Raw genomic sequence first — 25432 nt, forward strand, 5'->3', positions numbered from 1 at the left:
GAGAGCGACATGGGCGTGATGAATACCGGCGAAACCCTCGATGAAAAGGCCATCGTCGCCTCGGCCGAAAAGGCGCTTTCCGACATAGCGGCCATCCGCACGGAGGTCTCCAAGGTCATTTTCGGCCAGGAAAAAGTGGTGCAGAACACGCTTCTCGCCATCCTCTCCGGCGGCCATGCGCTGCTGGTCGGCGTTCCCGGCCTCGCCAAGACAAAGCTCGTCACCACGCTCGGCACCGTCCTTGGCCTCGATGCCAACCGCATCCAGTTCACACCGGACCTGATGCCTTCTGATATTCTCGGTTCCGAAGTCATGGATCAGGACGAGAACGGTCGCCGTTCCTTCCGTTTCATCAAGGGTCCGATTTTCGGCCAGCTGCTGATGGCCGACGAAATCAACCGCGCCAGCCCGCGCACGCAGTCCGCACTTTTGCAGGCCATGCAGGAATATCACATCACCATGGCCGGCCAGACCTATGAGCTGCCGAAGCCGTTCCACGTTCTCGCCACCCAGAACCCGCTGGAACAGGAAGGTACCTATCCGCTGCCCGAAGCCCAGCTCGACCGTTTCCTGCTGCAGGTCGATGTCGGTTATCCCGAGCTTGCCGCGGAACGCCAGATCCTGCTCGACACGACGGGCACCGCCTCCGGCGAAGCGCGCGGCGTGATCGGTGCCGAGCGCCTGATGGAAATCCAGGCCCTCATCCGCCAGATGCCGGTCAGCGACAAGGTCGTGGACGCGATCCTCTCGCTCGTCCGTTCCGCCCGCCCCGGCCATGGCAACAAATTGACCGACAAACACGTTGTCTGGGGTCCGGGTCCGCGCGCCGGCCAGTCGCTGATGCTGACGGCCCGCGCCCGTGCGCTCTATGAAGGCAGGCTCGCCCCGTCGCTGGACGATGTCCATGCGCTGGCCGAACCGGTGCTGGAACACCGCATGGCGCTGACCTTTGCGGCCCGCGCCGAAGGCATGTCTGTGCGCGATGTGATTGCGGCCCTCGTGGAGCAGGCGAAGAATTAAAAGCACGCGTGCCTAACCTTTCGCGAAAGGAGTGCCTGTGGCATCCATCGGCCAGATCGTAGACAAGACGCCGGGTAGCGAAGTTCTGGCGCGCGCGCGCCAGCGTGCCGCACTGGTGCCGGACTGCATGGTCGAGGCAAAACGCATCGCCAACACCGTCACCGCCGGCTGGCACGGCCGCCGCAAACGCGGCATCGGCGAAAATTTCTGGCAGTTCCGCCCCTATGCCGAAGGCGAAAGCCTGTCGCGCATCGACTGGCGGCGCTCGGCCCGCGACGACCATACTTATGTGCGCGACCGGGAGTGGGAGGCAGCCCACACCATCTGGCTCTGGGCGGACATGTCGCCGTCGATGATGTTCAAATCCACCCTCGGCTCCGTCTCCAAGGAAAGCCGGGCGCTGGTACTGATGCTGGCGCTGGCGGAAATCCTGGCGCGCTCTGGCGAACGCATTGGTTGCCCCGGCATCATGGAGCCGGTCTCGGCCAGAAACGCCGCCGAACGGCTGGCCGCCGCCATCATGCACGCGCCGCTGACAACGGGTATGCCGGAAACAGGCATGATCCGCGGCGCGAGCGACATTGTTCTGATTGGTGATTTTCTCGATGATGCGAAAAATGTGATGGAGAAGATTTCGCCGCTCGCCCGGCGCGGCCTGCGCGGCCATGTGGTAGAAATCGCCGATCCGGCCGAAGAAACCTTCCCCTATTCCGGCCGCACCGAGTTTACCGATCCGGAAACCGGCGAAAAACTGGTGTCTGGCCGCGCCGAGACCATTCGCGAGGATTACACCCGCGCCTATCTCGCAAGACGCGAGGCGCTGTCCTCTTCACTGCGCCGTCTCGGCTGGAACTTCGTCTTCCACCGCACCGATCATCTGGCTTCCGAGGCGCTTGTGGCCGTTCACATGTATCTTTCCGGCGCGCCAGCACAGGGCGGTGGGCACCGATGAGCGCATTGCCTTTCGTCTTCACCAGCCCCTACATCCTCTTCGGCTTGCTGGCGCTACCCGCCATCTGGTGGCTGCTGCGGCTCACCCCACCGCGCCCCAAGGCGGAAGTCTTTCCGCCGCTGAAGATATTGGCGACGGTGCTGAAACGCGAGGAAACACCGTCGAAAAGCCCGTGGTGGCTGACCCTTTTGCGCATGGCGCTTGCCGCCGCCGTGATTTTTGCGCTGGCCGATCCGGTGGTGAACCCACGGAACAACAGCATCGCCGGCAGCGGCCCGCTGGTGCTGGTGGTCGATAATAGCTGGGCCTCCGCGCCCGACTGGGAAAGACGCGTGGCCACCGCTCAGGCCCTGATCGGCGATGCGGAGCGCGCCGACCGCCCCGTCTCCATCAGCTTCACCGCCGATGCCGAACATGATGCCGTATCGGGAACGACAGCCGTGGCGCTGGAAAAGCTCGCCGCAGCAAAGCCGAAGCCGCTCGTTCCAAATCGTATCCGCACGGCGGAAGCCATTACCGAGGCGCTGAACGGCACGGCCCCCGGCACGATCGCCTATATTGCCGATGGCGTTCAAACCGCGCAGGATGAAAGCGCGATGAGAACGCTTGCCAGCCTCTCCCCCGCCGAATTCCGCATCGTGAAGGGCGACGGCAAGGCGATCACCGCCATTACCGGCGCCACCAACAATGCCGATGCCATGAGCGTCACACTGTCGCGGCTCGATACCGCCGAAGCCGCCCGGATAACCGTCAATGCGCAGGACAGCCAGGGCCGCATTCTCGCCAACGGCATCGCGAACTTCGCGCCCGGCGCGGCCGAAACCACGGCGACGGTGGAAGCACCCTTCGAACTGCGCAACGATTTCGCCCGCCTCTCCCTCGAAGGCGTGTCGACGGCGGGTGCGGTGCATCTGCTGGATGACGGTTTCCGCCGCCGCCGCGTGGCGTTGCTGGCCGGCGAAACCGGCAATGATTTCCAGCCATTGCTGCAGCCGCTTTATTATATCAGCCGTGCGCTTCAGCCTTTCGCCGATCTCATCCCACAGCGACAGGCCGATCTGGCGCAGGCGATCCCCGAAATCCTGCAATCCAATCCTTCGGTTATTGTCATGGCCGATATCGGCCGTCTGCCGCAGGAAACCTATGAGCCGATGCAACGCTGGCTCGCCGGTGGCGGCACGCTGATCCGTTTTGCCGGACCGCGCCTTGCCGCAGCCCCGGCCGACGATCCGCTGGTGCCTGTAACACTCAGACAGGGCGAACGCGCGCTTGGCGGCGCGCTCTCCTGGGCCGAGCCGCAACCGCTTGCCGATTTCCCGAATTTCGGCGCCTTTGCCGGCATGCCGAAGGCCGATGGCGTCCTCGTCAAACGTCAGGTTCTGGCCGAACCGACGCCGGATCTGGCTGAGCGCACTTGGGCAAGCCTTGCCGATGGCACGCCGCTCGTCACCACCCGCAATGTCGAGGCTGGCCGCATCGTGCTCTTCCATGTCAGCGCTGAGGCGAGCTGGTCTGACCTGCCGATCTCGGGCCATTTCGTCGATATGCTGCGCCGTATCGTGCAATTGTCGAAGGCGGGCGGCGCTTCCGCCAACGCAAACGCCCCGGCTGCCGCCCTTCCGCCCTTCCGGCTGCTGACGGCCGAAGGTGCGCTTTCAGCCGAGATCGGCACTGCCCGGCCGCTGGAAATGCGTGCCGGCCAGCCGCCCCGCACCGGTTTCGACAATCCCCCCGGCCTCTATGGCACGGAGGATGGTTTCGTGGCTCTCAACCTCCTGCCCGCAGGTGCGACGCTGCGCCCGCTCGACATGTCCGCCGCCGGTGTCAGCACCACCAGCGAAGCCCTGATCGGCGAAACCGCGAAATCGCTGCGCCCGGCGCTCTTCATCGCCGCCTTCCTGATGCTGATCGCCGACAGCCTGATCGTGCTCTTCATGAACGGAGCCTTCGCACGCTTGCCGAAAGCCCGCAGCGCCACCGCCGCCACCGTGCTGCTGGCGCTCGGCGCCTTTGCCGCCATGTCGCCAACCGACGCCCGCGCCGACGATCCGAAACCCGGCGACGAGCAGATTTTCGAGCGGCTGGACACTACCCATCTCGCTTATGTCCGCACCGGTGAGGATGATGTCGACCGCATTTCCGAGCAGGGTCTCCAGGGTCTCAGCGAATTCCTGACCTGGCGCACGACACTGGAACCCGGCCAGCCGGTTGGACTCGATATCTCCAAGGATGAATTGTCCTTCTATCCGATCATCTACTGGCCGGTTTCCGCCACGGCACCCATGCCCTCAAGCGCCGCCATCTCGCGCATCGATGCCTATATGCGCGCGGGCGGCACCGTGCTGTTCGACACCCGTGACCAGTTCTCTTCGCTCGACACCGGCGCGACCAGTCCTAACGGCGAACGCCTGCAGGCGATCCTCGCCAATATCGATATCCCACCGCTGGAGCCTGTCCCGGAAGACCACGTTCTGACGCGGTCCTTCTATCTGCTCACCAATTTCCCCGGCCGTTACAATGGTTCGCCGCTCTGGGTGGAATCGCGACAGGGAGCCGCCAAGACCACCTCCGGCCTCTCCTCCTCCGGCGATGGCGTGACGCCGATCATGATAACGGGCAATGATTTCGCCGGCGCCTGGGCCGTCGATCCGCAGGGCGCGCCGGTTCTGCCAACGGTGCCGCCGGACGAGATGCAGCGCGAACATGCCTTCCGCTCCGGCGTCAACATCATGATGTATATGCTGACCGGCAACTACAAGGCCGATCAGGTCCACGTTCCCGCACTTCTCGAACGGTTGGGGCAGTGACATGACATTGACCTTCTCCCCCTTCCTGCCGTGGATCGTGATCGCCGTTCTGGCCGTCGCCGCTCTTGCGCTCTCCTTCATCGGCCTGTGGCGTGGCGTGCGCGGCGCATGGCTGCGCGGGCTGGCGCTCGCCGCCTTGCTGGCTGCCATCGCCAATCCGCTTCTGACGCAGGAGGAACGCGAGCCGCTTTCCACCATCGTGCCCGTCATCGTCGACCGCTCGCAGAGCCAGGACGTGCAAGACCGGCCGCAGATGACCGATACGGCGCTCACGACGCTGAAAGACCGGCTGTCGCGCTTCCCTCGCATCGAACCGCGCATCGTGGAGGTGCGCGACGATGGCGAGAGCGATTCCCCCTCGACCCAGCTTTTCTCGGCGCTTTCCTCCGCCGTTTCCGATGTCTCACCATCCCGCGTCGGCGGCGCGATCTTCCTCAGCGACGGACAGATCCACGATATCCCGAATGCCCTGCCCAATGCCGAACAGGCGCTCGGCTTCCGCGCCCCCGTGCATGGGCTGATCACCGGCAAGGCCGACGAATTCGACCGCCGCATCGAGATCGTCCGCGCCCCGCGCTTCGGCATCGTCAATGAAGAGCAGCAGCTGACGCTGCGTGTCTTTGATGACGGCCGCCCCGCAGGCGGCGGCTCGGCAGAAGTGACAGTGAAGATGAACGGCGAAGAAATCGCCACGCTTCAGGCCACACCCGGCCAACCGACGCCGTTCAGCTTCAAGGTTCCGCGTGGCGGCAACAATGTCATGGAATTTTCCGTCGCCGAGCTTCCCGGCGAAGTGACTGCTGCGAACAACCGCGCCGTTCACCTGATCGAAGGCATCCGCCAGAATCTGCGCGTGCTGCTCGTCTCCGGCGAGCCGCATGCCGGTGAACGCGCCTGGCGTAACCTCCTGAAATCCGACGCCTCGGTCGATCTGGTACATTTCACCATTCTGCGCCCGCCGGAAAAACAGGACGGCACGCCGATCAACGAACTCTCGCTGATCGCCTTCCCGACCCGCGAATTGTTCGTCGAGAAGATCGAGGATTTCGACCTCATCATCTTCGACCGCTACCAGCATCGCGGCGTGCTGCCGATCCTCTATTACGATTACATCGCCCAATATGTCGAAAAGGGCGGCGCGCTCTTGATTGCCGCAGGCCCGGAACATGCCGGTCAGGATTCAATCGCCATGACGCCGCTCGCCTCCGTGTTGCCGGCTCAACCCACGGGTCAGGTGCATCAGGCGGCATTCTATCCTCGCCTTTCGGAAGCGGGTAAGAAGCACCCTGTCACCCGCGGGCTGGATGGATCGGCCAACGAGCCGCCGCAATGGGGCCGCTGGTTCCGCACCATCAGCGTTGACCCGCCGCAGGGCCAGACCGTGATGCTGGGCGATGGGCAGGACCCGCTTCTCGTGCTGAACCGTCAGGGCGAAGGCCGTGTCGCCATGCTTCTGTCCGATCAAGGCTGGCTGTGGGCGCGTGGTTTCGAAGGCGGTGGCCCGCATGTGGCGCTTTATCGCCGCATCGCCCACTGGCTGATGAAGGAACCCGAGCTTGAAGAAGAGGCGCTGACGGCGCGGGCCAATGGCCGCACATTGCAAATCACCCGCCAGACCATCGGCGACGATCCCGGTCAGGCAAGCGTGCGTTTCCCTCCGGCAAGACCGAAAACATGGCCTTCACCACCACCGAGCCCGGTCTTTACAAGATCGAGCGCCGCATGGACGAAACCGGCCTGTTCGAAATCAAGAACGGCGATTTCACCACCCTCGTCCATGTCGGCGCGGTGGATGCGCCGGAATTCAAGGCGATGATTTCGACGACAGAGACGCTGAAGCCGCTGGCCGACGCCACCAGGGGCAGCGTGCACCGTGTCGCCGATAATTCCGGCCGCATCGCGCTGCCGGATATATTGCCGGTGCGGGGTGACATCAGGGTTGCCGACGAGGATCGCATGCTGATACGTCTGACCGACGAGACGGTGCTGAAAGGCGTCAACACCCTACCGCTCTTTGCCGGTTTTGCCGGACTTGCCGCCCTGCTGCTCGCCTTCTCCGCGCTGTGGTGGCGTGAGGGCAGGTAAGGGCGTTTCCAGCGAAAAGCTCAAGGCGTTTCACGTCTCGGAATGGAAAACGGGAAACGGCCGCCGCCCGGCGGCCCGGGAAGATGAACATGAATTTCGTTTTGAGCGACATCGCGGATGCAGAGGCCGAAAAGGCCATTCGCGATCCGCTGGTGGCCTATAATCTCGCCCGTTTCGGCGAAAGCGACAAACGCGAACTCAACATCACCATTCGCGATGACGACAATATCGTCACCGGCGGTCTGGTTGGCCATACCGCTCGCGGCTGGCTCTACGTGCAGCTTCTTTTCGTGCCGGAAACCATGCGCGGTCAGGGCACAGGCCCGAAGCTGCTTGCCATGGCGGAGGCGGAGGCCAGAAAGCGCGGCTGCATGGGGGCCTATATCGACACGATGAACCCGGATGCCCTGAGAACCTATGAGCGCTACGGTTTCACGAAGATTGGCTCGCTTGGCCCCCTTTCCAGCGGCCAGTCGATCACATGGCTCGAGAAACGTTTCTAGCAGGTGTTGAAAATCGTCGACGACCGCGCGTGTCGTTACCCCCTCTGTCCTGCAGGACAGAGGGGGTAACAACACCCAGCGCCGTCGATGATTTCAACTGTCGTGTACTGTGGAAGCAGATTAAATGCGACGCGCTTTATCTCTTTGTTTTTATGCATGTCTGCCAAAACCGCTGCACAGTTTTGGGAGACATGCTTTAGGCGGCGATCCCCGATACCCCACCGTCCACCGTTCGGCCCATGGCCTCGCGGATTTGCTGGCGAAGCCACACGGCTCCGGCATCCGCATCTGTCTGCAATGTCCAGACCATGGCGACCGGCGGGAAACTAAGCGTCACCGGCACGGGGCTTATTTCCAGCCCCAGCATTGGCGCATAACGCAGCGCGATGCGTGAGGACACGGTCGCCAGTACCGCCGAGGACCGCGCGGTCGCCAGCACCGAGAGGAAATCCGGCGCGGCCGCGACGACATCGATTTCCAAGCCGCTCAGTTCCAGTGCATCCTTGATGCAGCCATGCAGGCTGTCCGTCTGCGATATGACCGCATGTTTCGCCTCCATATAGGCATCCAGCCCGACGGGATTGGGCAGATCGAGCAAGGCCGGGTTGAAACAGCAGAGCACGCTGGAGGAATAAAGCGGCTCGCAATGGTGGCGTTGCTCCTTCGAATAGGTGCATCCGACAGCCATGTCGATCACGCCCGTATCGAGCATCGCGGTAATTTCCTGCTCTTGCCCGCTGCGGGCCAGGATGCGGATACCGGGCGCAATCTCCCGCAGCCGCGCCGTCAGATCCGGCAAAAGCAACAGCTCCACCTCGCTCGACATGCCGAGCCGGAACGTGCGGCGCTCGGTGGCCGGATCGAACACATCCGCCGTCAGCACCGCCGCCTGCGCCTGCCTGAGCGCCTGGCGCACCGGGCCGGCCAGATGGAGCGCCCGTGCCGTCGGCTTCATCTCCTGCCCCACGCGGATGAAAAGCTCATCCTGAAACAGGGTGCGCAGGGTAGAGATATTATGGCTCATGGCCGGCTGCTGGATTTTCAGCCGACGCGCGGCGCGCGTAACGTTCATCTCCTCCATCATCGCATCGAAAGCGATGAGAAGATTGAGGTCAAAGGAACGGAGATTGAAATGATCGATAGTTTGCATAAGTCACATCGATTTGATTGCTGACCTCCCTACACTTAGCTGGAGTGCGGAAAGTTTCAAGACATTCCCTCAACCCAGGAGCCCCCAATGCCGTCCCGTCGCTCACTTCTCAAAGGCGCCGCCAGCACCATCTTCGCCGCCCCTTTCGTTGCCCCCGCCGTCGCATTCGCCAAGGCGCCCTTGGCCGCCACACAGGCACCCGGCTTTTACCGGCTGATGGTCGGCAAGGTGGAGGTCACCGCCCTTTCGGACGGCGTCATCGCGCTGCCGCTCGCCAAGATTTACACCAACACCACGCCGGAACATGCGGCAAAGGTCTTGCAGGACGCTTTCCTGCCGGAACAGACACCTACCTCGGTCAACGCATTTCTCGTCAACACCGGAGACAGGCTTGTGCTGATCGACGCCGGCACCGGCACCTATCTCGGCCCATCCCTCGGCAGGCTCGTCGCCAATATCGAGGCCTCCGGTTATAAAACCGACGAGATAGACGATATTGTCCTCACCCATATCCACACGGACCATTCCGGCGGGCTATCGGCAGATGGCAAACGCGTCTTTGCCAATGCGACGCTGAGGGTCAATGCGCGCGAAGCCGGGTTCTGGCTTGATGAGGCAAAAGCCAAGGCAGCCCCTGAAGCGCTGAAGAAGGGTTATGCCGAAGCCAAGGAAAGCATCCAGCCCTATATCGACGCCGGTAAATTCGAGACATTCGGCGACAATGCCGCGCCGGTTCCCGGTCTCGGCTCTGTCCTTTACGCTGGCCACACGCCCGGACACAGCGCTGTCGTTCTCGAAAGCGATGGCCAGAAAATCGTCTTCTGGGGCGATATCACCCATGGAGATATCCTCCAGTTCGATGAGCCGGATGTGACCATCGAATTCGACGTCGACCAGAAGGCCGCCGTGGTCGCGCGCGATCTGGCATTCCGGCAGGCGGTGGAAGGCAGATATCTGGTGGCCGGCGCGCATATCGCCTTCCCTGGCATCGGCCATGTGCGCGCCGACAGCACCAATTACGATTGGCTGCCGGTCAACTACACGGCCCTGTAAGGTGCGAAACAGCCTGGCCTGTTCCTGAACGGGTCAGGCCATTGCGCCGGCACGACGCGTCAGCTCAGCGCCACCTGCCGCGTTTCCGCATTGATCATCGTCGCGGCAATGGCGGCAAGCACCAGAAGACCGGCGAAGATGCCGATCGCGACACCAAAGCCCTGCGCAATGGCATAACCGAGCAGCGTCGGCGCCAGCAGGCCGCCAAGCCTTGCCATGGCGCCCGCAGCCCCCATGCCGGTCGCCCGCGATTCCGTCGGGTAAAGCTCCGGCGTATAGGCATAAAGCGCTCCCCAGGTGCCAAGCAGCGCAAAACTCATGATGAGAAGCGAGGCGGCGATCATCGCGCCGGCTGACGCCAGCGTGAAGAGCAGGCAACCGAGCGCGGAGAGCAGGCAGAAACCGATCAGCGTCGGCTTGCGGCCCCATTTTTCGACGCCATAGGCGGCAAGCGCATAACCGGGGATCTGCGCCAGCGCCACCAGTACCAGAAAACCATAACCGCGCACGAAGCCGAACCCGTCTCCGGCCAGTTTCGCCGGCATCCACGTAAAGACACCGTAATAGGAAACGGAAACGAGGAACCAGATGGCGAGGATCATGATGCTGCGCTGCCGGAGCGCCGGTGAAAATATCCCCTGCCCCTTGGCCACGTCAGGCTGGGAAAGCCCGGTCCCGGCATCGAGCGGCGCGCGGCCATTCGTCACCAGCATGCGGTTGACGACGGCCTTGGCTTCCTCCAACCGCCCGCTGCGCAGCAGGTAAAGCGGCGATTCCGGCACCAGAAAGCGCAGGCCAAGGCCGAGAACCGCCGGAAAAGCCGTCACGGCGAATATATACCGCCAGGCATCGGCAACACCGGCAAGGCTGGCGCCCCAGGCCGCCAGCGCCACGATCAGCGTGCCGACAGCCCAGAAACCCTCCAGAAAGACCAGCCAGCGCCCGCGATTTTTGGCGGGCAGGAATTCGGCCATCATCGCATAATCCACCGGCAGCGTGCCGCCCACGGCAGCACCGGTGAGAAAGCGCAGAACAAGCAGGATGGTGAAATCGGGCGCGAACACCGAAAGCACGCCGAACAGCGCATCGCAGGCCACGGTGACGATCAGCACACGGCGACGTCCATACCGATCCGCCAGCCGCCCGAAACCGGCAGCACCCAGCAGCATACCGAAAAAGAACGCCGTGCCGGTCTGCAGCGCCTGCGGCACCGTCAGCCCGAAGGTGGCGGCAATCGAGGCGGCGGTGAAGCCGACGGCCAGAACCTGCATGGCATCCGCCGCCCAGACGAGGCCGAATATGCCCATCAGCCGCCGCTGATAGGCGCCTGCACCCGCGCGCTCCAGCGCATCGTTCATGGTAATAGCCGTCATGCCCCGCCCCTTTGCAGAAATCGACTTTGACTTGCTATCGTATAGGCGGAGGAAACGGAATTGAATTCTGTGGAGGGAGACGCCGTGTTTCGAGACAGACCATCGGAAGAAGATTTTACCACACAAAAAGATGTGCACGGCAGTCTCGATGTTTGCCATAGCGCGCAACACCCCTTCCGTCATGCCGGACTTGATCCGGCATCCAGTCACGGCGCGTCTGCGCCGTGAGAAGAGTCCTTTCAGCCCAAAGACTTGGGCTGGCTGGATTCCAGCTCAAGGCCGGAATAACGGGATTTATGTTGCGCTAAGAAGCACAAAGCTCTCGGATACACCCTCAGCCGTAAACCCTGAGCGGCTCCTCAAAACCCTCATCTTCCGCCGCAGCCACCGGCATCACGGCCTCGCATTTGCGCCAGCCGATCTTGCCCTTCAGCCGCTGGTGCACGTCATCGCCAATCGGCACGACGAGCACCCGGTTCGGGTCCACCGGGCCCGGAAAATCGAGCGCCGCATAAGCGACCTTCTCGAAACCGAGCGGCATGTAATAGGGCGGATCGCCGATGAGGATCACGGCTTCGGAGCCCTTCCGCCGGGCGGCGGCAATGGCGATCCGCACCAGTTCCCGGCCGATGCCCTTGTTCTTGTGCGAGGGCCGCACCGCAAGGGGCCCGAGCATATGGCCCTTCACCCCGCCCGCCAGAACCGGCGTCATGCGCACAGAAGCAATGGTTTCGCCATCATCGGCGCAGACGAAGGACAGCGACCGGTCATGCGGCCCCTGCTCACGGATGCGCGCTGCGGCACGGGTGTGCCGGCCGGGACCGAATGCTTCTTCGTTGATGATGTCGATGATGGCGTCGTGCGACGCGTCCTCGGTGAGGTAGACAAGATCGTGCTTGGACATGAAGAGACCGAAACTTCCAGAATGCGGATGCGACAATAGGTGACGGCTGCGCCGGTAAGGGCGTTCAGGAGCGTCAGCGTCGTCGGAGCATCCGTGGTTCGATCATAGTCAGCAATTTCCTCAGATTTGTGAAAATTGCAGTTATCAGGAAAATTCCGACCCGTCCAGAACAAATCTCTACGCTATCCCATTCAGTTCCCACAGGACCGGAAACGCATTGTTCAACGCCTTGCGGGTTCGCGGGCCAGTGCAGAACGGTTAGGATCGCTCAAAAGGAAACAATCAAGGAGATCGTCATGGGCATGCTGGTGGAAGGCGTATGGAAAGACGTCTGGTATGACACCAAGGAAACCAAGGGGCACTTCAAGCGCAGCGCCTCGCAATTCCGCAACTGGGTTACAGCGGATGGCGCACCCGGCCCTTCCGGAGAAGGCGGCTTCGAGGCGGAGAAGGACCGTTACCACCTCTATGTCTCCTTCGCCTGCCCCTGGGCGCACCGCACCCTGATTTTCCGGAAGCTGAAAAAGCTGGAAGACCTGATTTCCGTTTCCGTCGTCGATCCGCTGATGCTGGAAAACGGCTGGGAATTCAAGCCTGAGGGCGAGCGCACGCCGGGCGCGACCGAGGATCACCTCTTCGGCTCCTCCACACTCTGGCAGGTCTATACCAAAGCAGACCCCAAATATTCCGGGCGCGTCACCGTGCCGGTGCTCTGGGATAAAAAGCGCGGCACCATCGTCTCCAATGAATCGGCGGAAATCATCCGCATGTTCAATTCCGCCTTCAACGATCTCACCGGCTCGCAGGCAGATTATTATCCCGAAGCGCTGCGCGCCGAGATCGATGCGCTGAACGACGTCATCTACGACACCGTCAATAACGGCGTCTACAAGGCCGGTTTCGCCACCACGCAGGACGCCTATCAGCAGAATGCCGTGAAGGTGTTCGAAACGCTCGATATGCTGGAGGACCGCCTGAAGGACCGGCGCTTCCTGTTCGGCGCGGAACAGACGGAAGCGGACTGGCGCCTGTTCACGACGATGGTGCGGTTCGACCCCGTCTATGTCGGCCATTTCAAATGCAATATCCGCCGCATCCACGACTATCCGCACCTGACGGGTTATTTGCGCGATCTTTACCAGACGCCCGGCGTGCCTGACACGGTGGATATGCGCCACATCAAGGAGCATTATTACCGCAGCCACCGCACCATCAATCCCACCGGCATCGTGCCCGTCGGCCCGGAACTGGACCTGACCATGGCCCATGGCCGCGAGGCGCTCTCCTGACGGAGAGCCGCCGCCGTTACCAGTGGTCAGCGATCGCCGCCTCGCCGGCAAGCTCGGCAAGGCGGCGGCGGGTTGCGGCCGTCACCCCTTGGGGCAACTCCGACAGGTCGAAAAAGCCGCTTTCGGCAATTTCATGATCCGGTTTCTTCAGCTCGGTCTGGGTGACCTCCAGCCGATAGAGCGCCACATGATCGCGATTGCTGCCTTCCAGATTGAGATAAACATGGAAAAGCTCCGGCCTGGAAGCCGCTTCGAGATTACCTTCTTCGCGGATTTCCTTGTGGAGCGCCATCAGCAGGGTTTCACCGCGCTCCACACCGCCGCCCGGCAGATACCAGCCCGGCAGATAAGTGTGCCGCACCAGAAAAATCCTGCCCTTTTCATCGAAACAGGCCGCACGCACACCGAGGGTTGCGCCGCGCGTGAACAGAAAAACGAAATGCAGAAAACGGATGAAGACACGCATATGGAACGGACGGGCCTGCCGCCCGGTTGTCTCGTCATTCACCCTGGTTTCTCCCCGCCTGCCGGCTTTTATTGGACGCGCGGCATATCATAGGTTATCTCTGCCGCCATGTTCAAACTTGCGCATATTTCAGACGTCCATTTAGGGCCACTGCCAAAACTCACTTTCCGCGAACTTGCATCCAAGCGTATCACCGGTTTCGTCAACTGGCACCGCAACCGCCGCAAGCATCTCTTCACCGATACGCTGGAAAAGCTGCTCGACGATCTGGAGACAAAGTCTCCGGATCATCTGGCTATTACCGGCGATCTCGTCAATCTTGCGACAGGCATTGAAATCCGCGCCGCCGCCGACTGGCTGGAGGAAGTGGGCGATCCTGAAAAGACATCCGTCGTTCCCGGCAATCACGACGCCTATGTTTCCGGTGCGCACGACAAGGCCATGCAGGCCTGGTATCCCTATGTTCGCGGCGATGGCGACCCGCCGGAATGGGACGACGACCGTAAAATCTTTCCCTATATGCGCGTGCGCGGCCCGGTCGCACTGATCGGCTGCTCCACCTCGATTGCGACGCCACCCTTTTCGGCAACCGGCTATTTCGGCAACCGGCAGGCCCGCGCCACGGCGGAGCTTTTGAAAAAGCCGGTGAACAGGGGCTATTCCGCGTGGTGATGATCCATCACCCGCCGATCCGCGGCGCCTCCCCACCCACAAGCGCATGATCGGCATCCGCCGTTTCGCCGCGGCGCTCGGTGTCGGCGGCGCGGAACTCGTGCTGCATGGTCATACCCATCTCAACACGGTCTACTGGCTGAATACGCATCACGGGGAAGACCACATCCCGGTTGTCGGCATCGCCTCGGCCAGCCAGGGGCCGGGTGGGGAAAAACCGCGCGCGGCCTATAATCTCTTCCACATTTCCGGTGGTCCCGGCACCTGGAACGTTACCTGTGAGCGCCACAGCCTTGATGAGACGGGGACGGGCGTGGCGCTGGAGGATGTGCGGGTGTTTTATGACAACGGGCGGCCGTTGGGGTTTTCATTGCGGGGGAATAGCGTTCGCTGCCGTGAGGTTGGAGCGTGTGGCTTCACCCCCTCTGCCCTGCCGGGCATCTCCCCCTCAAGGGGGAGATCAGCAGGAAGCGCTACCGCCATTTCATTCACAAACGTTGAGATGGGCGAGACCTACCCGCGAGTCGATCTCCCCCTTGAGGGGGAGATGCCCGGCAGGGCAGAGGGGGGGTAAAGCCCCACCCTCAAAGCCCTCTTACCGCGCCCGCTCTTCCAGCACCCGATTGGCCGCCGAAACAATCGCCTCCAGCGAAGCCGCCACAATATTCGTGTTGACCCCCGCCCCGAACAGCTTCCCGCCCGGATGCTCCATCTCGACATAGGCAATAGCCGAAGCATTCGAGCCATGCTGCAGCGAATGCTCCGAATAATCATTCACTGACAGGTCAATTCCGAGATAGACCGACAGCGCATTGATGAACCCGTCAATCGGGCCGGTTCCCTTGCCCTCGATGCGCTTCACCTCGCCATTGTCGGTGATCTCGGCGGCAACGATGCGCACGCCCTTGAAATCGCCGGCCGGATAGGTGTGGTGATCGACGAACCTGATGCGCGCATTCGGCTGCGTCACATAACGCTCGATGAAGCGCTCATAGATGCGCTTGGCCGGCAGCTCCACACCCTCTTCATCGGTGATGCGCTGGATATCCTCGCGGAATTCCACCTGCAGATCGCGCGGCAGGTTGATGCCGTAATCCTGCTGGAGAATATAGGCGATGCCGCCCTTGCCGGATTGCGAGTTGATGCGGATGATCGCCTCATAGGAGCGGCCGACATCCTTCGGATCGATCGGCAGATAGGGCACTTCCCAGACGGGATGGTTGGCGACCTTGATCGCCTTCATGCCCTTGTTGATCGCATCCTGATGCGAGCCGGAAAAGGCGGTGTAAACCAGCTCGCCGACATAGGGGTGGCGCTCGGGGATCGTCATCTCGTTGGAATATTCATAGACCGCCTTGATGCGCTCGATATCGCGGCAATCCAGTTCAGGATCCACACCCTGCGTATACATATTCAGTGCCAGCGTCACGACGTCGACGTTGCCGGTGCGCTCACCATTGCCGAACAGCGTGCCTTCGACACGGTCCGCACCGGCCATCAGGCCCAGTTCGGTCGCGGCAATGCCGGTGCCACGGTCATTGTGCGGATGCAGCGAGATGATGACGTTTTCGCGATTGTCGATATTGCGGCACATCCATTCGATCTGGTCGGCATAAATGTTCGGCGTCGCCATTTCCACCGTCGACGGCAGATTCAGGATCAGCTTGTTGTCGGCCGTCGGCTTCACCACCTCGACCACGGCGTTGCAGATTTCCAGCGCCACTTCCAGCTCGGTGCCGGTAAAGCTCTCGGGCGAATATTCGAAGCGGTAACCGCCGCCGGCCTTGGCCGCCATATCGGTGATCATCTTGGCCGCATCGACGGCGATCTGCTTGATGCCGTGCACATCCTTGCCAAACACCACGCGGCGCTGCAATTCCGAAGTGGAATTGTAGAAGTGGATGATCGGCTTGTTGGCGCCTTCCAGCGCCTCGAAGGTGCGGGTGATCAGCTCCGGGCGGCACTGCACCAGCACCTGCAGGGAGACATCGTCAGGCACATTGCCCTCTTCCACGCACCAGCGGGCAAAATCGAAGTCCGTCTGCGAGGCGGAAGGAAAACCGATTTCGATTTCCTTGAAGCCCATTTCCAAGAGCAGCTTGAACATGCGGGCCTTGCGGTCGTGGCCCATGGGGTTGACCAGCGACTGGTTGCCGTCACGCAGGTCCACCGAACACCAGATAGGGGCCTTATCGATGGTTTTGCCCGGCCATGTGCGGTCGGGGATATTGATGGTGGGATAAGGGCGATACTTCACGCTCGCGTCAGCCATGCCTTTGGAAATATTGGTAATCTTGCCGTCCATTTCGCTTCCTCCTTGCGCAGTCCGCGGGCTTCTTCAAGCCATCGGCGGATGCGCGGCCCTTGAGGGCCTAAATCCAGTATAAAATGAGATTTCGAGATGAGGAGCGTTTGCACCAGCGGGCTTTCGGCCGCCGGGCGCTCCTCACTGGACCCGGCAACCGCGTGTAAGGTCGAGGCTAAGAAGCGAGAGTGCACCGCACGGCGAGGCCTTCGCAGAAATCTGCGCGCTCATGCCAAAAATGGTTGCGATGCTGTGGCTCATGGCGATGTGTATAAACAGCGGCTGGCGGTCTGACAAGTGATCTTGTGCCGTGCGCCGGTTATTTTCCCTGCCTGCCGCTCTCCAGCCTTTCGGCAATCCATTCGGCCATCAGGGATTGTCGTGTCCTGCCAAGGCGCACCGCTTCCGCATCCACTTTCCGCAAAAGCTTTTCAGGCAGATCGATATCGACATGCACCATTTCCAGTCCCGGACGGCTTGCCTTGGACCAGTCGAGATAATCGTCGATGTCTTCACCATCGTCGAATTTCCTGTCAAATTCTTCAGCGCTGATCGTCTTCATAACGCTGCCTTTCCTTGTCTCTGGAACGCCTGACGGAGATGATACGCAACCGGTCATTTCTGTAAGTGTAAATGGCGCTCCAGCACTTTCCGCGTAATTGGGCGACCATAATATACCGCTCTTCCGACGTGGTTTCGAGAGGAACGACGAGTCTTTTCTCGTCCAGCCAAAGCGCTCTTGCCTCGACGAAATCTATTCCGTGTTTGTCTTTGTTACTTTCACTTTTGGCAGGATCGAATTCGAAATCCATAAATAGTATTTCTTTAAAACAATAAGCTCCCTATCTAACCACGCTTCACCATCCGCTGCAACGCCATCATCAGCCCGCCGCCGATCAGCCCCCAGAAGGCCCCGGAAATGCCGCCGAAGGAAAGGCCCGAAGCCGTGATGAGGAAAGTGATGGCCGCCGCCTCGCGGGTTTCTGGCTCCCTGAACGCTGCGACTGCGGAGCCGGAAAAGGCGCCGACCAGTGCCAGCCCCGCCACCGCCTGAATGAGAATGGGCGGCGCCAGCGCCACGAAGGCGGTGACCACGCCCGCCAAAAGGCCAAAAATAATATAGCCGACACCGCCGATGATCGCCGCCCAGTAACGCCGCTTTGGATCGGGATGGGCGTCCTCGCCAGCACACATGGCAGCCGTAATCGCCGCAAGATTGACGGCATGGCCGCCAAAGGGTGCGGAAAGCAGCGAGAAAAAGCCGGTCGAGGCGAAAAGCGGTCCGGGCTGCGGATCGTAATGATTGACCTTCAGCACCGCGATGCCGGGAATATTCTGCGAGGCCATGGTGACGATGAAGAGCGGCAGCGCGATGGAGACAACCGCGTGGAGACTGAAGACGGGCGTTACCCACTCCATCGGCGGTTTCAGCGATTGCGCCACGCTGTCCAGCGCACCCGCCGGAATTTCGACGCCAAAAATCATCACCAGCACGAAGGCGGCAAGGGCGGCGGGCACGGCGAACAGTCGTTTAAAGGCTCCCACCACGATCCAGGCGAGGATGATGGGCAATCCCAGCGCCGGGTTGAAGCCGATCGCCTTGATGGGCGCAAAACACAGGCCGATGATGACGCCGGAGAGCATGGCATTGGCAAGCGGCGCGGGAATGGAGGCGACCGCCTTTCCCAGCGGCCGGAACAGGCCCGCGATGATGATCAGGATGGCGCAGATGATGAACCCGCCGACGGCCGCCGGAAAGCCGCCCTCGATGACGCCGGTGGTCGCAAGCAGCGCCGCACCCGGTGTCGACCAGGCGATGCTGATGGGAAGCCGGGTGGCGGCGGAGAGAATAATGGCGCAAAGCCCCATCGCCACCGAAAGCGCCATCAGCCCCGACGCCGCCTCGAAATCCGTCGCGCCGACAGCTTTCAGGCCCTGCAGCACGACGGCGAAGGAGCTGGCGAAACCGACAAAGGCGGTGAGGCAGCCCATGAACAGGCTCTGGACGGAAAAATCTTTCAGCATGAAGCACTCTGCGGCCTGCTGTCTGTCGCAAACAACCGCAGCGGTCCGCATTGGCGACAGGCAGAAACAAAACTGAAGCGTGACGCGCGAATCCGGGGATGGCGACACGCTTTGGATGAAGCGTGATTATATTCAGGATCAAAAAAGACGCCGCTTGGCAAGATGAGCCGCCACACTTCAGGTACGGCAGCATGGAAAACGTCATCAAAGTTTAGCGGCACGGCGCTAATCCTCCCTGCACCACAACCGGTCATCCGCCACAAGAGGGACCCTTGCCAATGCTGCGCATCGTCACCACCGTCGCCTGCTGTTTTGCGGCTTTGCCCGCCGCGGCCCAGACCCCGCCGCCGCCGGCCTTTCTCGGCCAGATCGTCGTTCCATCGGGCCTCTCCATCGATGGCGTCACCTTCGGCGGCATTTCCGATCTCGCTTTTGACAGCGAAACCGGGCGTTATCTCGCAATTTCCGATGACCGTGTGGAAAAAGGGCCGGCCCGTTATTACGAGCTGGAGCTGACTGTCGCGGAAGGCGCCGCCACGCTCAACATCGCCGCCACGCGCGAATTGAAGGACGAGACCGGCGCTGCTTTTGCGCCAAAGGGCATCGATGCGGAAGGCATCGCGCTCGACCGCAAGGGCGGCAAGCTCTACTGGTCCTCCGAACGCGACCTGAAGAACCAGCCGGCGCTTTACGTCTCGGACCTCGACGGCAGCAATGTGAAGCGGCTGGAACTGCCAAACGCCTATCTCGTCGATGACGCCAAGACCAGGGGCGTACAGAACAACCTCGCTTTCGAAGGCCTGACGCTGATGCCCGGCCGGCTGATCGCCGCCACCGAAAATGCGCTCACCCAGGACGGCCCCAAGGCGACCCCGCAGGCGGGCAGCCCGGCCCGCATCCTCGTCATCGACACGGCGACGCTGAAACCGGTCGCCGAGCATGTCTATGTAACCGAGCCTATCTCTAAGACGCCGACAGCCGCCGAGCCGAAATATAACGACAACGGCCTTTCCGCCATCGCGGCCCTGCCGGATGGCCGTTTCGTCGCCGTCGAGCGCAATTTCGCTTCCGGCGTGGGCAATCACATCCGCTTCTTCATCGCCGACATGTCCCGCGCCGACAATATTCTCGGCAAGGACAAGATCGATCCCGCATCCGTGGCCGCCGTATCCAAATTGGCCTGGTTCGAAATCAACGAAGGCGATTTCGGCCTCGATATCGACAATATCGAAAGCTTCGCCTTCGGCCCGGTGGTGGATGGCAAGCAGCTCTTCGTCATCGCTTCCGATGACAATTTCAACACCGGCAAGCAGTTCACCCAGTTTGCAGCTTTCGCAATTCCCGCCAATCTGGGTCAGTGAAATCCACATGAAGCAGAATGCCGGTTCTGGACCATGTCCGGGCCGGCATCGGCAATCATGCCTTCACCAGCGGAGCAGACGGGAACCGGCAAAAGCGCCGATGATGCCGGTCAACAAGATGCCCAGAGAATACCAGATCAGCACGAAAGCCATGCCGTTTTCGGTGCAGAACCACGAATAGACCCACGCCCCGGCCGCACCCGCGGCGATGCCCGCGGCAAAACCCGCAAGCCTGGGATCAGCGGGAGCCGAACGCTTGAGAGCCGCGAAATTCGCGATAAACAGCGGCAGTGCGAAAGCAACGATCAAAAACGGGCAATGCAGCGCCGACGATCCGAGAATGAGGGTCCTGTAGGTGCCGGGCACGGCAAATCCAAGCTGGACGAGCGCGATGACCGCCATGGCGACAAAAATCAGCGCAAGCCACACAAACAGGCAGCCCCTGTCGCCTTCCGGCCGCGCAAGACGCATGAGGGCGAAAAATGCAGCCACGGCCAGCAGGGCATTATAAGCGGATTTGACCCAGAAACCCGGTTCGGTCATGGCGTCATTCATATCGCTGCGAAGCCCCAGAATGACGACCATCAGCAGCAGCGAAACGCCGAGCGCGGGCAAGGCGGCGAACGCCAGCCTCCGCTCCAGCGCAAAAGCTCGTACGGGTTTCAGATGGCCCGCCAGTTGATCGATGATGTCTTCCGTCTTCCTCACGTGTCCCCCCGCAACTTTGCCGCCAGGACTTTCAGCGTTCTGTGAATACCGACCCTTGCCGCAAGCTCGGTCTGGCCGGATTTTTGCGCCGCTTCGGCAATTGAGTGACCTTCGAGCTTCACCCTTCGAATGAGATCCCGTTGCCGTTCCGGCAACTCGTCGAGCAGCCGCTCCACATCCATGCGGGCCGTGACCGCATCGACGGACGGTTCCGCCTCCAGCGTTTCATCGAGTTCCACTTCCGCCAGCATTCGGGCGCCCCGGCCCCGATAGTGATCGATGAGCTTGTAGCGCGCTATCGAAAAGAACCAGGCCGTGAAGGGCCGCGCACGGTCATAGGTCTCCCGCTTGGCGTGAAGCGACAACAGGGTTTCCTGCACAAGATCTTCGACATCGCCTCTGGCGGCAGCAGCCATGCGCCGGCCGTAATAGGCGATCAGCAGCCGTCTCAGGGCATGAAGCAAATGCCTGTAGGCGCCTTCGTCCCCATCGAGGGAACGCAGCATCAGCATTTTCAGTGTTTCTTCCGAAGGGCTGCCAGTCATCGTCACTATCGGGTTATTCGCAATCGGCAGGATATTGTTACATAGTGGCTTTAAAAAAATCTCGCCCGAACTTGTCGTCACAAGCGCGTGAAGATGTAACGGTCGGCCTTTCCCGGCCGAATGGACAATCGTGAGCCCCGGCACGATGCCGGCGGACATTCAACGACGTCCAGAGGAGACCCTTCATGACCCGCATTTTCACCGCCATTGCCGCCGCTTCCCTTCTGTCCGCTCTTTCCTTCGCGGGCATCGTCCATGCCGATGGCATGAAAACCGATACGATGAAGAAGGATACCATGCATAACGACACCATGAAGACGGAGACGATGAAAAAGGATGGCATGTCCATGGCCGGCAAGAAGGCCAGCAAGAAGGATTGCATGGACAAGGCCGGCATGGAAATGGACAAGATGAAAAAGGCTGACATGATGAAGGCCTGCGACATGATGAAATAACACCGGCCTGAAAGGAAAAAGCCCGCACCGGTTTTCACCGATACGGGCTTTCTCGACTGAAAAATCGAAAACTCAGAGTTCCGACTGGCTCTCGACGATCTTGCCGACGAGGCCGTAGTCCTTGGCCTCTTCCGCACCGAGCCAGTAATCGCGGTCGATATCCTTGGCGATCTTTTCTTCGCTCTGGCCGGTGGCCTTGGAGAAAATCTTGATCAGGCGCTGGTTCATCTTGATGATTTCGCGGGCCTGGATTTCGATGTCGGACGCCATGCCGCGCGTACCGCCGGAGGGTTGGTGCAGCAGGAAGCGGGTGTTCGGCAGGCAGAGGCGGCGTTCCTTCGGCACCGAAACGTAAATCAGCGCGCCGGCGGAAGCGACCCAGCCCGTGCCGATGATATAGACCTTCGGCTTGATGAACTTGATCATGTCGTGGATGGAATCACCCGATTCGACATGGCCGCCCGGCGAATTGACGTAAACGCGAATGTCGTCGTCGCTGGCGGCGGCAAGAGCCACGAGCTGCGTGCAGACCTTCTGCGCCAGTTCCTGCGTGATGCCACCATAGATGAAGATCGAACGCGACTTGAAAAGATTCGCTTCCGTTTCCTTGCCGATCGGCAGTTCCTTGCTCTTGTCGTCTTCGTCTTCGTTCATCAACGGCTCTCTCCAGCAAAATTCGTGCATGCCCTTCGGACATAGTGCGACTTGTTACGTAAGGCAATGAGAGAAAAAGGCAAGGTTTGCCCGCCAACAATAAACAGCACCCCCGGCAGATGACGCATGGACAGCCTGTCGGCCTTCGCGATATCGTTGACGCCTCATTGCAGCGCCGCCTGCCGCGGGAAGCCCCAAGATTCCGTTGCGGACGGCCATAATTTCAAGAGGGAACCATGCTGAAAAGACTAAGCCTCACTGCCGCCGCACTGGGCGTTACCGCCCTGCCCGCTTTCGCCCATTTGAACCCGGAAGAACACGGCTCCTTCATGGCCGGCGTCTCCCACCCCTTCTTCGGTGCGGACCACATTCTGGCGATGGTGGCCGTCGGCATCTGGGCCTCGCAGATCGCCGTGGCGCAGGGCGACCGCAAGGCGTTGTGGATCGTGCCTTCCGCCTTCGTCGGCACCATGGCCGCCGGCTTCCTGATGGCGGTTTACGGCATCGGGCTTCCCTTCGTCGAACCGGCCATTCTCGCCTCCGTCATCGGTCTCGGCCTGCTCGTTGCCATGGCGGCAAGGCTTCCCACGGCAGCGGCGGCGGCCGTTGTCGGCGCTTTCGCGCTTTTCCATGGCCATGCCCATGGCGGTGAACTCGGCAGCGCCGGCGCGCTTCAATTCGGCATCGGCTTCATGATCGCCACCGCCATCCTGCATGCGGCCGGCATCGCGCTCGGCCTCGGCATTGCCCGTTTCGGTTCCGCAGCCAGCCGCACCGTCGGCGCGCTGACGGCGATTGCGGGTCTCTCGCTCGCCTTCGGCGGCTGAGGATCATTACCGAAATTTAAAATTCGGGCCGCTTTGAAAAGCCAGAATTGTGGCCTACCTCCTTATCGTGGATTTTCGCTTCACGGTAAGGAGGCATCATATGTCACCGGAAGAAAGCCAGCTTCTCAAGGCCCTGTTCGACAGGACCAGAACCGCATCCGCCACCCCGCGTGACCGCGAGGCGGAAACATTGATCGCAGACGCCGTGCGCGATCAGCCCGCAGCCCCCTATTATCTCGCCCAGGCGGTCATCGTTCAGGAAAAAGGGCTGGAGGCGGCGGCAGCCCATATCAAGCAGCTCGAAGACCGTATCCACGCGCTGGAAAGCGGCAACCCGGCCCCTCAGGCTGCGGCGCAGGGCGGATTTCTCAGTTCCATCTTCGGCACCGGCCAGCCGCAGCCGCCGGCACCCACGCCCGCCCCTGCCCAGGCTGCCCCGCAAACCTCATGGCGCAACGATACCGCCGGCCAGACGGCCGGTCCCTGGGGATCGCCAGCCGGCCAGCAACCCGGCGGCCCGTGGAGCCAGCAGTCCGCCGCAGTCGGGCGTTCTGCAGGCGGTGGCTTCCTTCAGGGTGCGCTTGGCACCGCCGCCGGTGTCGCCGGCGGCATGCTGCTCGCCAATTCGCTGAGCGGGATTTTCGGCAGCCACATGTCGTCGCTCGGCCTTGGCTCGCCCTTCGGCGGCGGCAATGCTGCGGGTAACGCGCCTGTCGAGGAAACCGTCATCAATAATTATTACGGCGACAGCGCCAGCCCGCAGAACAACGACGATGACGATATCCAGCAGGCCGATGACGACAGCGCCGACGACGCGGATGTCGATTCAGGCGACGACGGTTCGTTCGCCTGAACCTTTAGTCCCGTAAAAGCCGGATCAGCCGCGACCGCGATAGGTGGGAACGCCCTGATCCGGCAGCCACACGCCTTCGGGGGCCGGTCCGGTCTGCCAGAACACGTCGATCGGAATGCCGCCGCGCGGATACCAGTAAGCGCCGATGCGCAGCCATTTCGGCTGCAGCAGCTCCACCAGCCGCCTGGCGATATAGACCGAGCAATCCTCATGGAATGCGCCGTGATTGCGGAAGGACTGTAAAAACAGCTTCAGCGACTTTGATTCCACCAGGAAATCGCCCGGAATATAGTCGATGACGATATGGGCGAAATCCGGCTGGCCGGTCATCGGGCAAAGCGAGGTGAATTCGGGCGCGGTGAAGCGCACCACGTAATCGGTGCCGGCATTGCCGTTCGGCACCTTTTCGAGAACGGCCTTTTCCGGGCTCTCTGGCGTATCGACCTTCGTGCCCAGCTGCGACAGGCCGGAAACATCCGTCACGGACATGGAAAACTCCTGTTTTTCAAACAATCACTTTGACGCCATGCGCCTTTTCGCCTTCCGGCTCGACGTGAATGGCAAGGCTGGCGCCCGGTATGACGTCCCTTATGGCATCTTCAAGGCGGTCGCAAATATCATGCGCCTCACGCACCGTCATGACAGCTGGAACAACGACGTGAAAATCGATGAAGGCGGCCGAGCCGGCGCGGCGTGTCCTCAGATCGTGTACGCCGATCACACCGCCGGAATGTTCGGCGATGGCCTTCTTGATCGCCTCGTCCTCTTCCGGCTCCACGGCCCGGTCCATCAGCCCGCCAAGCGAATGCAGAATGACCTTGGATCCCTGGAACAGGATGTTGATGGCGACCAGAATGGCGAGCAGCGGGTCGAGAATGGCATAACCCGTCAGAAGCGCCAGAACGAGGCCGACGAGAACGCCCGCCGAGGTCACGACGTCGGACATGATGTGATGGCCGTCGGCGGCCAGCGCCGGTGAGGCGTGTCTTTTGCCGACACGGATCAGGATCGTCGCCCACACGGCGTTGATGACGCCCGCCGCCGCATTGATGGCAAGACCAAGGGCCGGCGCTTCCGGCAGCCTCGGGTTGAAAAGACCGCCCCAGGCCTCCTGCACGATCAGGAGCGCGGCAACGACGATCAGCACACCCTCCACGACGGCGGAAATATATTCCGCCTTGTGGTGGCCGAACTGGTGGTCGTCATCGGCGGGCTTCTGCGCGTACCGAATGACGAAATAGGCGATGAAGGCCGCGACCACGTTGACGGTCGATTCCAGACCGTCCGATAAAAGCGCGACCGAACCGGTGACCCACCAGGCCACGAGTTTGAGACCCAGTACGCCGAACGAAAGCGGGATGCTCCAGAATGCGAGCTTCCGGACCAAAGCGTTGCCTTCACTGTTCATTTTTGCCCCCGTGCGGA

General features: G+C 61.5%; 23 protein-coding genes and 2 pseudogenes. 12 read left to right on the forward strand and 13 right to left on the reverse strand.

Annotated elements, in window-relative coordinates; translation table 11 throughout:
- Window positions 1-9 precede the first annotated feature (9 nt).
- The 5 genes and pseudogenes from O3W47_RS13075 (at window position 10) to O3W47_RS13095 (ending at window position 7367) form a co-directional block, all read left to right on the forward strand.
- A complete protein-coding gene (locus O3W47_RS13075) occupies window positions 10-1020 on the forward strand; it encodes an AAA family ATPase (RefSeq protein WP_065113889.1) in 1011 nt (336 codons plus the stop codon).
- A 37-nt stretch (window positions 1021-1057) separates the two neighbouring features.
- A complete protein-coding gene (locus O3W47_RS13080) occupies window positions 1058-1972 on the forward strand; it encodes a DUF58 domain-containing protein (RefSeq protein WP_174034300.1) in 915 nt (304 codons plus the stop codon).
- Window positions 1969-4779 carry a DUF4159 domain-containing protein gene (locus O3W47_RS13085; protein WP_269313909.1) on the forward strand — a complete coding sequence of 937 codons (2811 nt, stop codon included), beginning with the start codon at window positions 1969-1971 and terminating at the stop codon, window positions 4777-4779. The genes O3W47_RS13080 and O3W47_RS13085 overlap by 4 nt, the downstream gene beginning before the upstream one ends.
- 1 nt (window position 4780) lies before the next feature.
- Window positions 4781-6864: pseudogene (locus tag O3W47_RS13090) on the forward strand (hypothetical protein).
- Between the two features lie 89 nt (window positions 6865-6953).
- On the forward strand, window positions 6954-7367 hold the full coding sequence (locus O3W47_RS13095; protein WP_127757789.1) for a GNAT family N-acetyltransferase: 414 nt from the start codon (window positions 6954-6956) through the stop codon (window positions 7365-7367).
- A gap of 196 nt (window positions 7368-7563) precedes the next feature.
- Here O3W47_RS13095 and O3W47_RS13100 read toward each other — a convergent pair whose 3' ends face one another.
- On the reverse strand, window positions 7564-8517 hold the full coding sequence (locus O3W47_RS13100; RefSeq protein ID WP_142845435.1) for a LysR substrate-binding domain-containing protein: 954 nt from the start codon (window positions 8515-8517) through the stop codon (window positions 7564-7566).
- Window positions 8518-8604: 87 nt separating this feature from the next.
- Between O3W47_RS13100 and O3W47_RS13105 the strand changes: the two genes are divergently transcribed.
- Complete coding sequence (locus tag O3W47_RS13105) at window positions 8605-9570, forward strand: MBL fold metallo-hydrolase (RefSeq protein ID WP_269313910.1); 966 nt, start codon at window positions 8605-8607, stop codon at window positions 9568-9570.
- Window positions 9571-9629: 59 nt separating this feature from the next.
- Here O3W47_RS13105 and O3W47_RS13110 read toward each other — a convergent pair whose 3' ends face one another.
- Complete coding sequence (locus O3W47_RS13110; protein ID WP_269313911.1) at window positions 9630-10943, reverse strand: MFS transporter; 1314 nt, start codon at window positions 10941-10943, stop codon at window positions 9630-9632.
- Between the two features lie 334 nt (window positions 10944-11277).
- On the reverse strand, window positions 11278-11847 hold the full coding sequence (locus O3W47_RS13115; protein ID WP_080816230.1) for a GNAT family N-acetyltransferase: 570 nt from the start codon (window positions 11845-11847) through the stop codon (window positions 11278-11280).
- A 296-nt stretch (window positions 11848-12143) separates the two neighbouring features.
- Here O3W47_RS13115 and O3W47_RS13120 point away from each other — a divergent pair, with 296 nt between their 5' ends.
- Window positions 12144-13136 (forward strand): glutathione S-transferase family protein, encoded by a 993-nt coding sequence (locus tag O3W47_RS13120; protein WP_269313912.1) that lies wholly within the window; start codon window positions 12144-12146, stop codon window positions 13134-13136.
- 16 nt (window positions 13137-13152) lie between these two features.
- Here O3W47_RS13120 and O3W47_RS13125 read toward each other — a convergent pair whose 3' ends face one another.
- Window positions 13153-13644 (reverse strand): NUDIX domain-containing protein, encoded by a 492-nt coding sequence (locus O3W47_RS13125; protein WP_269313913.1) that lies wholly within the window; start codon window positions 13642-13644, stop codon window positions 13153-13155.
- Window positions 13645-13710: 66 nt separating this feature from the next.
- Here O3W47_RS13125 and O3W47_RS13130 point away from each other — a divergent pair.
- Window positions 13711-14647: pseudogene (locus O3W47_RS13130) on the forward strand (metallophosphoesterase family protein); the annotation flags it as partial.
- 222 nt (window positions 14648-14869) lie between these two features.
- Here the strand turns inward: O3W47_RS13130 and leuA are convergent.
- From leuA to O3W47_RS13150, 4 genes are all read right to left on the reverse strand, one after another.
- Entirely contained in the window at window positions 14870-16579 is a 1710-nt protein-coding gene (leuA, locus tag O3W47_RS13135; RefSeq protein ID WP_269313914.1) for a 2-isopropylmalate synthase, read from the reverse strand.
- A gap of 319 nt (window positions 16580-16898) precedes the next feature.
- Complete coding sequence (gene brnA, locus O3W47_RS13140; RefSeq protein WP_170985846.1) at window positions 16899-17141, reverse strand: type II toxin-antitoxin system BrnA family antitoxin; 243 nt, start codon at window positions 17139-17141, stop codon at window positions 16899-16901.
- Window positions 17122-17391 carry a BrnT family toxin gene (locus O3W47_RS13145; protein ID WP_137003859.1) on the reverse strand — a complete coding sequence of 90 codons (270 nt, stop codon included), beginning with the start codon at window positions 17389-17391 and terminating at the stop codon, window positions 17122-17124. The genes brnA and O3W47_RS13145 overlap by 20 nt, the downstream gene beginning before the upstream one ends.
- Before the next feature lie 34 nt (window positions 17392-17425).
- Entirely contained in the window at window positions 17426-18604 is a 1179-nt protein-coding gene (locus O3W47_RS13150; RefSeq protein ID WP_269313915.1) for a benzoate/H(+) symporter BenE family transporter, read from the reverse strand.
- A 278-nt stretch (window positions 18605-18882) separates the two neighbouring features.
- On the opposite strand from O3W47_RS13150, the gene O3W47_RS13155 reads away from it, so the two are divergent.
- Window positions 18883-19965, forward strand: coding sequence for an esterase-like activity of phytase family protein (locus O3W47_RS13155; RefSeq protein WP_269314836.1), 1083 nt, complete (start codon window positions 18883-18885; stop codon window positions 19963-19965).
- A gap of 63 nt (window positions 19966-20028) precedes the next feature.
- Here O3W47_RS13155 and O3W47_RS13160 read toward each other — a convergent pair whose 3' ends face one another.
- Both O3W47_RS13160 and O3W47_RS13165 read right to left on the reverse strand, forming a co-directional pair.
- On the reverse strand, window positions 20029-20673 hold the full coding sequence (locus O3W47_RS13160; protein WP_269313916.1) for an NrsF family protein: 645 nt from the start codon (window positions 20671-20673) through the stop codon (window positions 20029-20031).
- Complete coding sequence (locus O3W47_RS13165; RefSeq protein WP_269313917.1) at window positions 20670-21218, reverse strand: sigma-70 family RNA polymerase sigma factor; 549 nt, start codon at window positions 21216-21218, stop codon at window positions 20670-20672. Before O3W47_RS13165 ends, O3W47_RS13160 begins: the two co-directional genes overlap by 4 nt.
- 185 nt (window positions 21219-21403) lie before the next feature.
- On the opposite strand from O3W47_RS13165, the gene O3W47_RS13170 reads away from it, so the two are divergent.
- Window positions 21404-21673, forward strand: a complete 270-nt coding sequence (locus O3W47_RS13170) for a pentapeptide MXKDX repeat protein (protein WP_080816201.1) — start codon at window positions 21404-21406, stop codon at window positions 21671-21673.
- 72 nt (window positions 21674-21745) lie between these two features.
- On the opposite strand, the gene O3W47_RS13175 is transcribed toward O3W47_RS13170, so the two are convergent.
- Window positions 21746-22327, reverse strand: coding sequence for an ATP-dependent Clp protease proteolytic subunit (locus O3W47_RS13175; protein ID WP_003523060.1), 582 nt, complete (start codon window positions 22325-22327; stop codon window positions 21746-21748).
- A 236-nt stretch (window positions 22328-22563) separates the two neighbouring features.
- On the opposite strand from O3W47_RS13175, the gene O3W47_RS13180 reads away from it, so the two are divergent.
- On the forward strand, window positions 22564-23154 hold the full coding sequence (locus O3W47_RS13180; protein WP_142779573.1) for a HupE/UreJ family protein: 591 nt from the start codon (window positions 22564-22566) through the stop codon (window positions 23152-23154).
- Window positions 23155-23254: 100 nt separating this feature from the next.
- The gene (locus O3W47_RS13185) at window positions 23255-24007 is read left to right on the forward strand and encodes a DUF2076 domain-containing protein (RefSeq protein ID WP_269313918.1); all 753 of its coding nucleotides are present in this window, start codon (window positions 23255-23257) and stop codon (window positions 24005-24007) included.
- Between the two features lie 24 nt (window positions 24008-24031).
- Here O3W47_RS13185 and queF read toward each other — a convergent pair whose 3' ends face one another.
- Window positions 24032-24496: a preQ(1) synthase gene (gene queF, locus O3W47_RS13190; RefSeq protein ID WP_080816191.1), complete on the reverse strand. Its 465-nt coding sequence runs from the start codon at window positions 24494-24496 to the stop codon at window positions 24032-24034.
- Window positions 24497-24512: 16 nt separating this feature from the next.
- The gene (locus O3W47_RS13195; RefSeq protein ID WP_269313919.1) at window positions 24513-25415 is read right to left on the reverse strand and encodes a cation diffusion facilitator family transporter; all 903 of its coding nucleotides are present in this window, start codon (window positions 25413-25415) and stop codon (window positions 24513-24515) included.
- Between the last annotated feature and the right edge of the window lie 17 nt (window positions 25416-25432).

Source organism: Agrobacterium sp. LMR679 (assembly GCF_027157905.1).
Classification (GTDB): domain Bacteria; phylum Pseudomonadota; class Alphaproteobacteria; order Rhizobiales; family Rhizobiaceae; genus Agrobacterium; species Agrobacterium leguminum.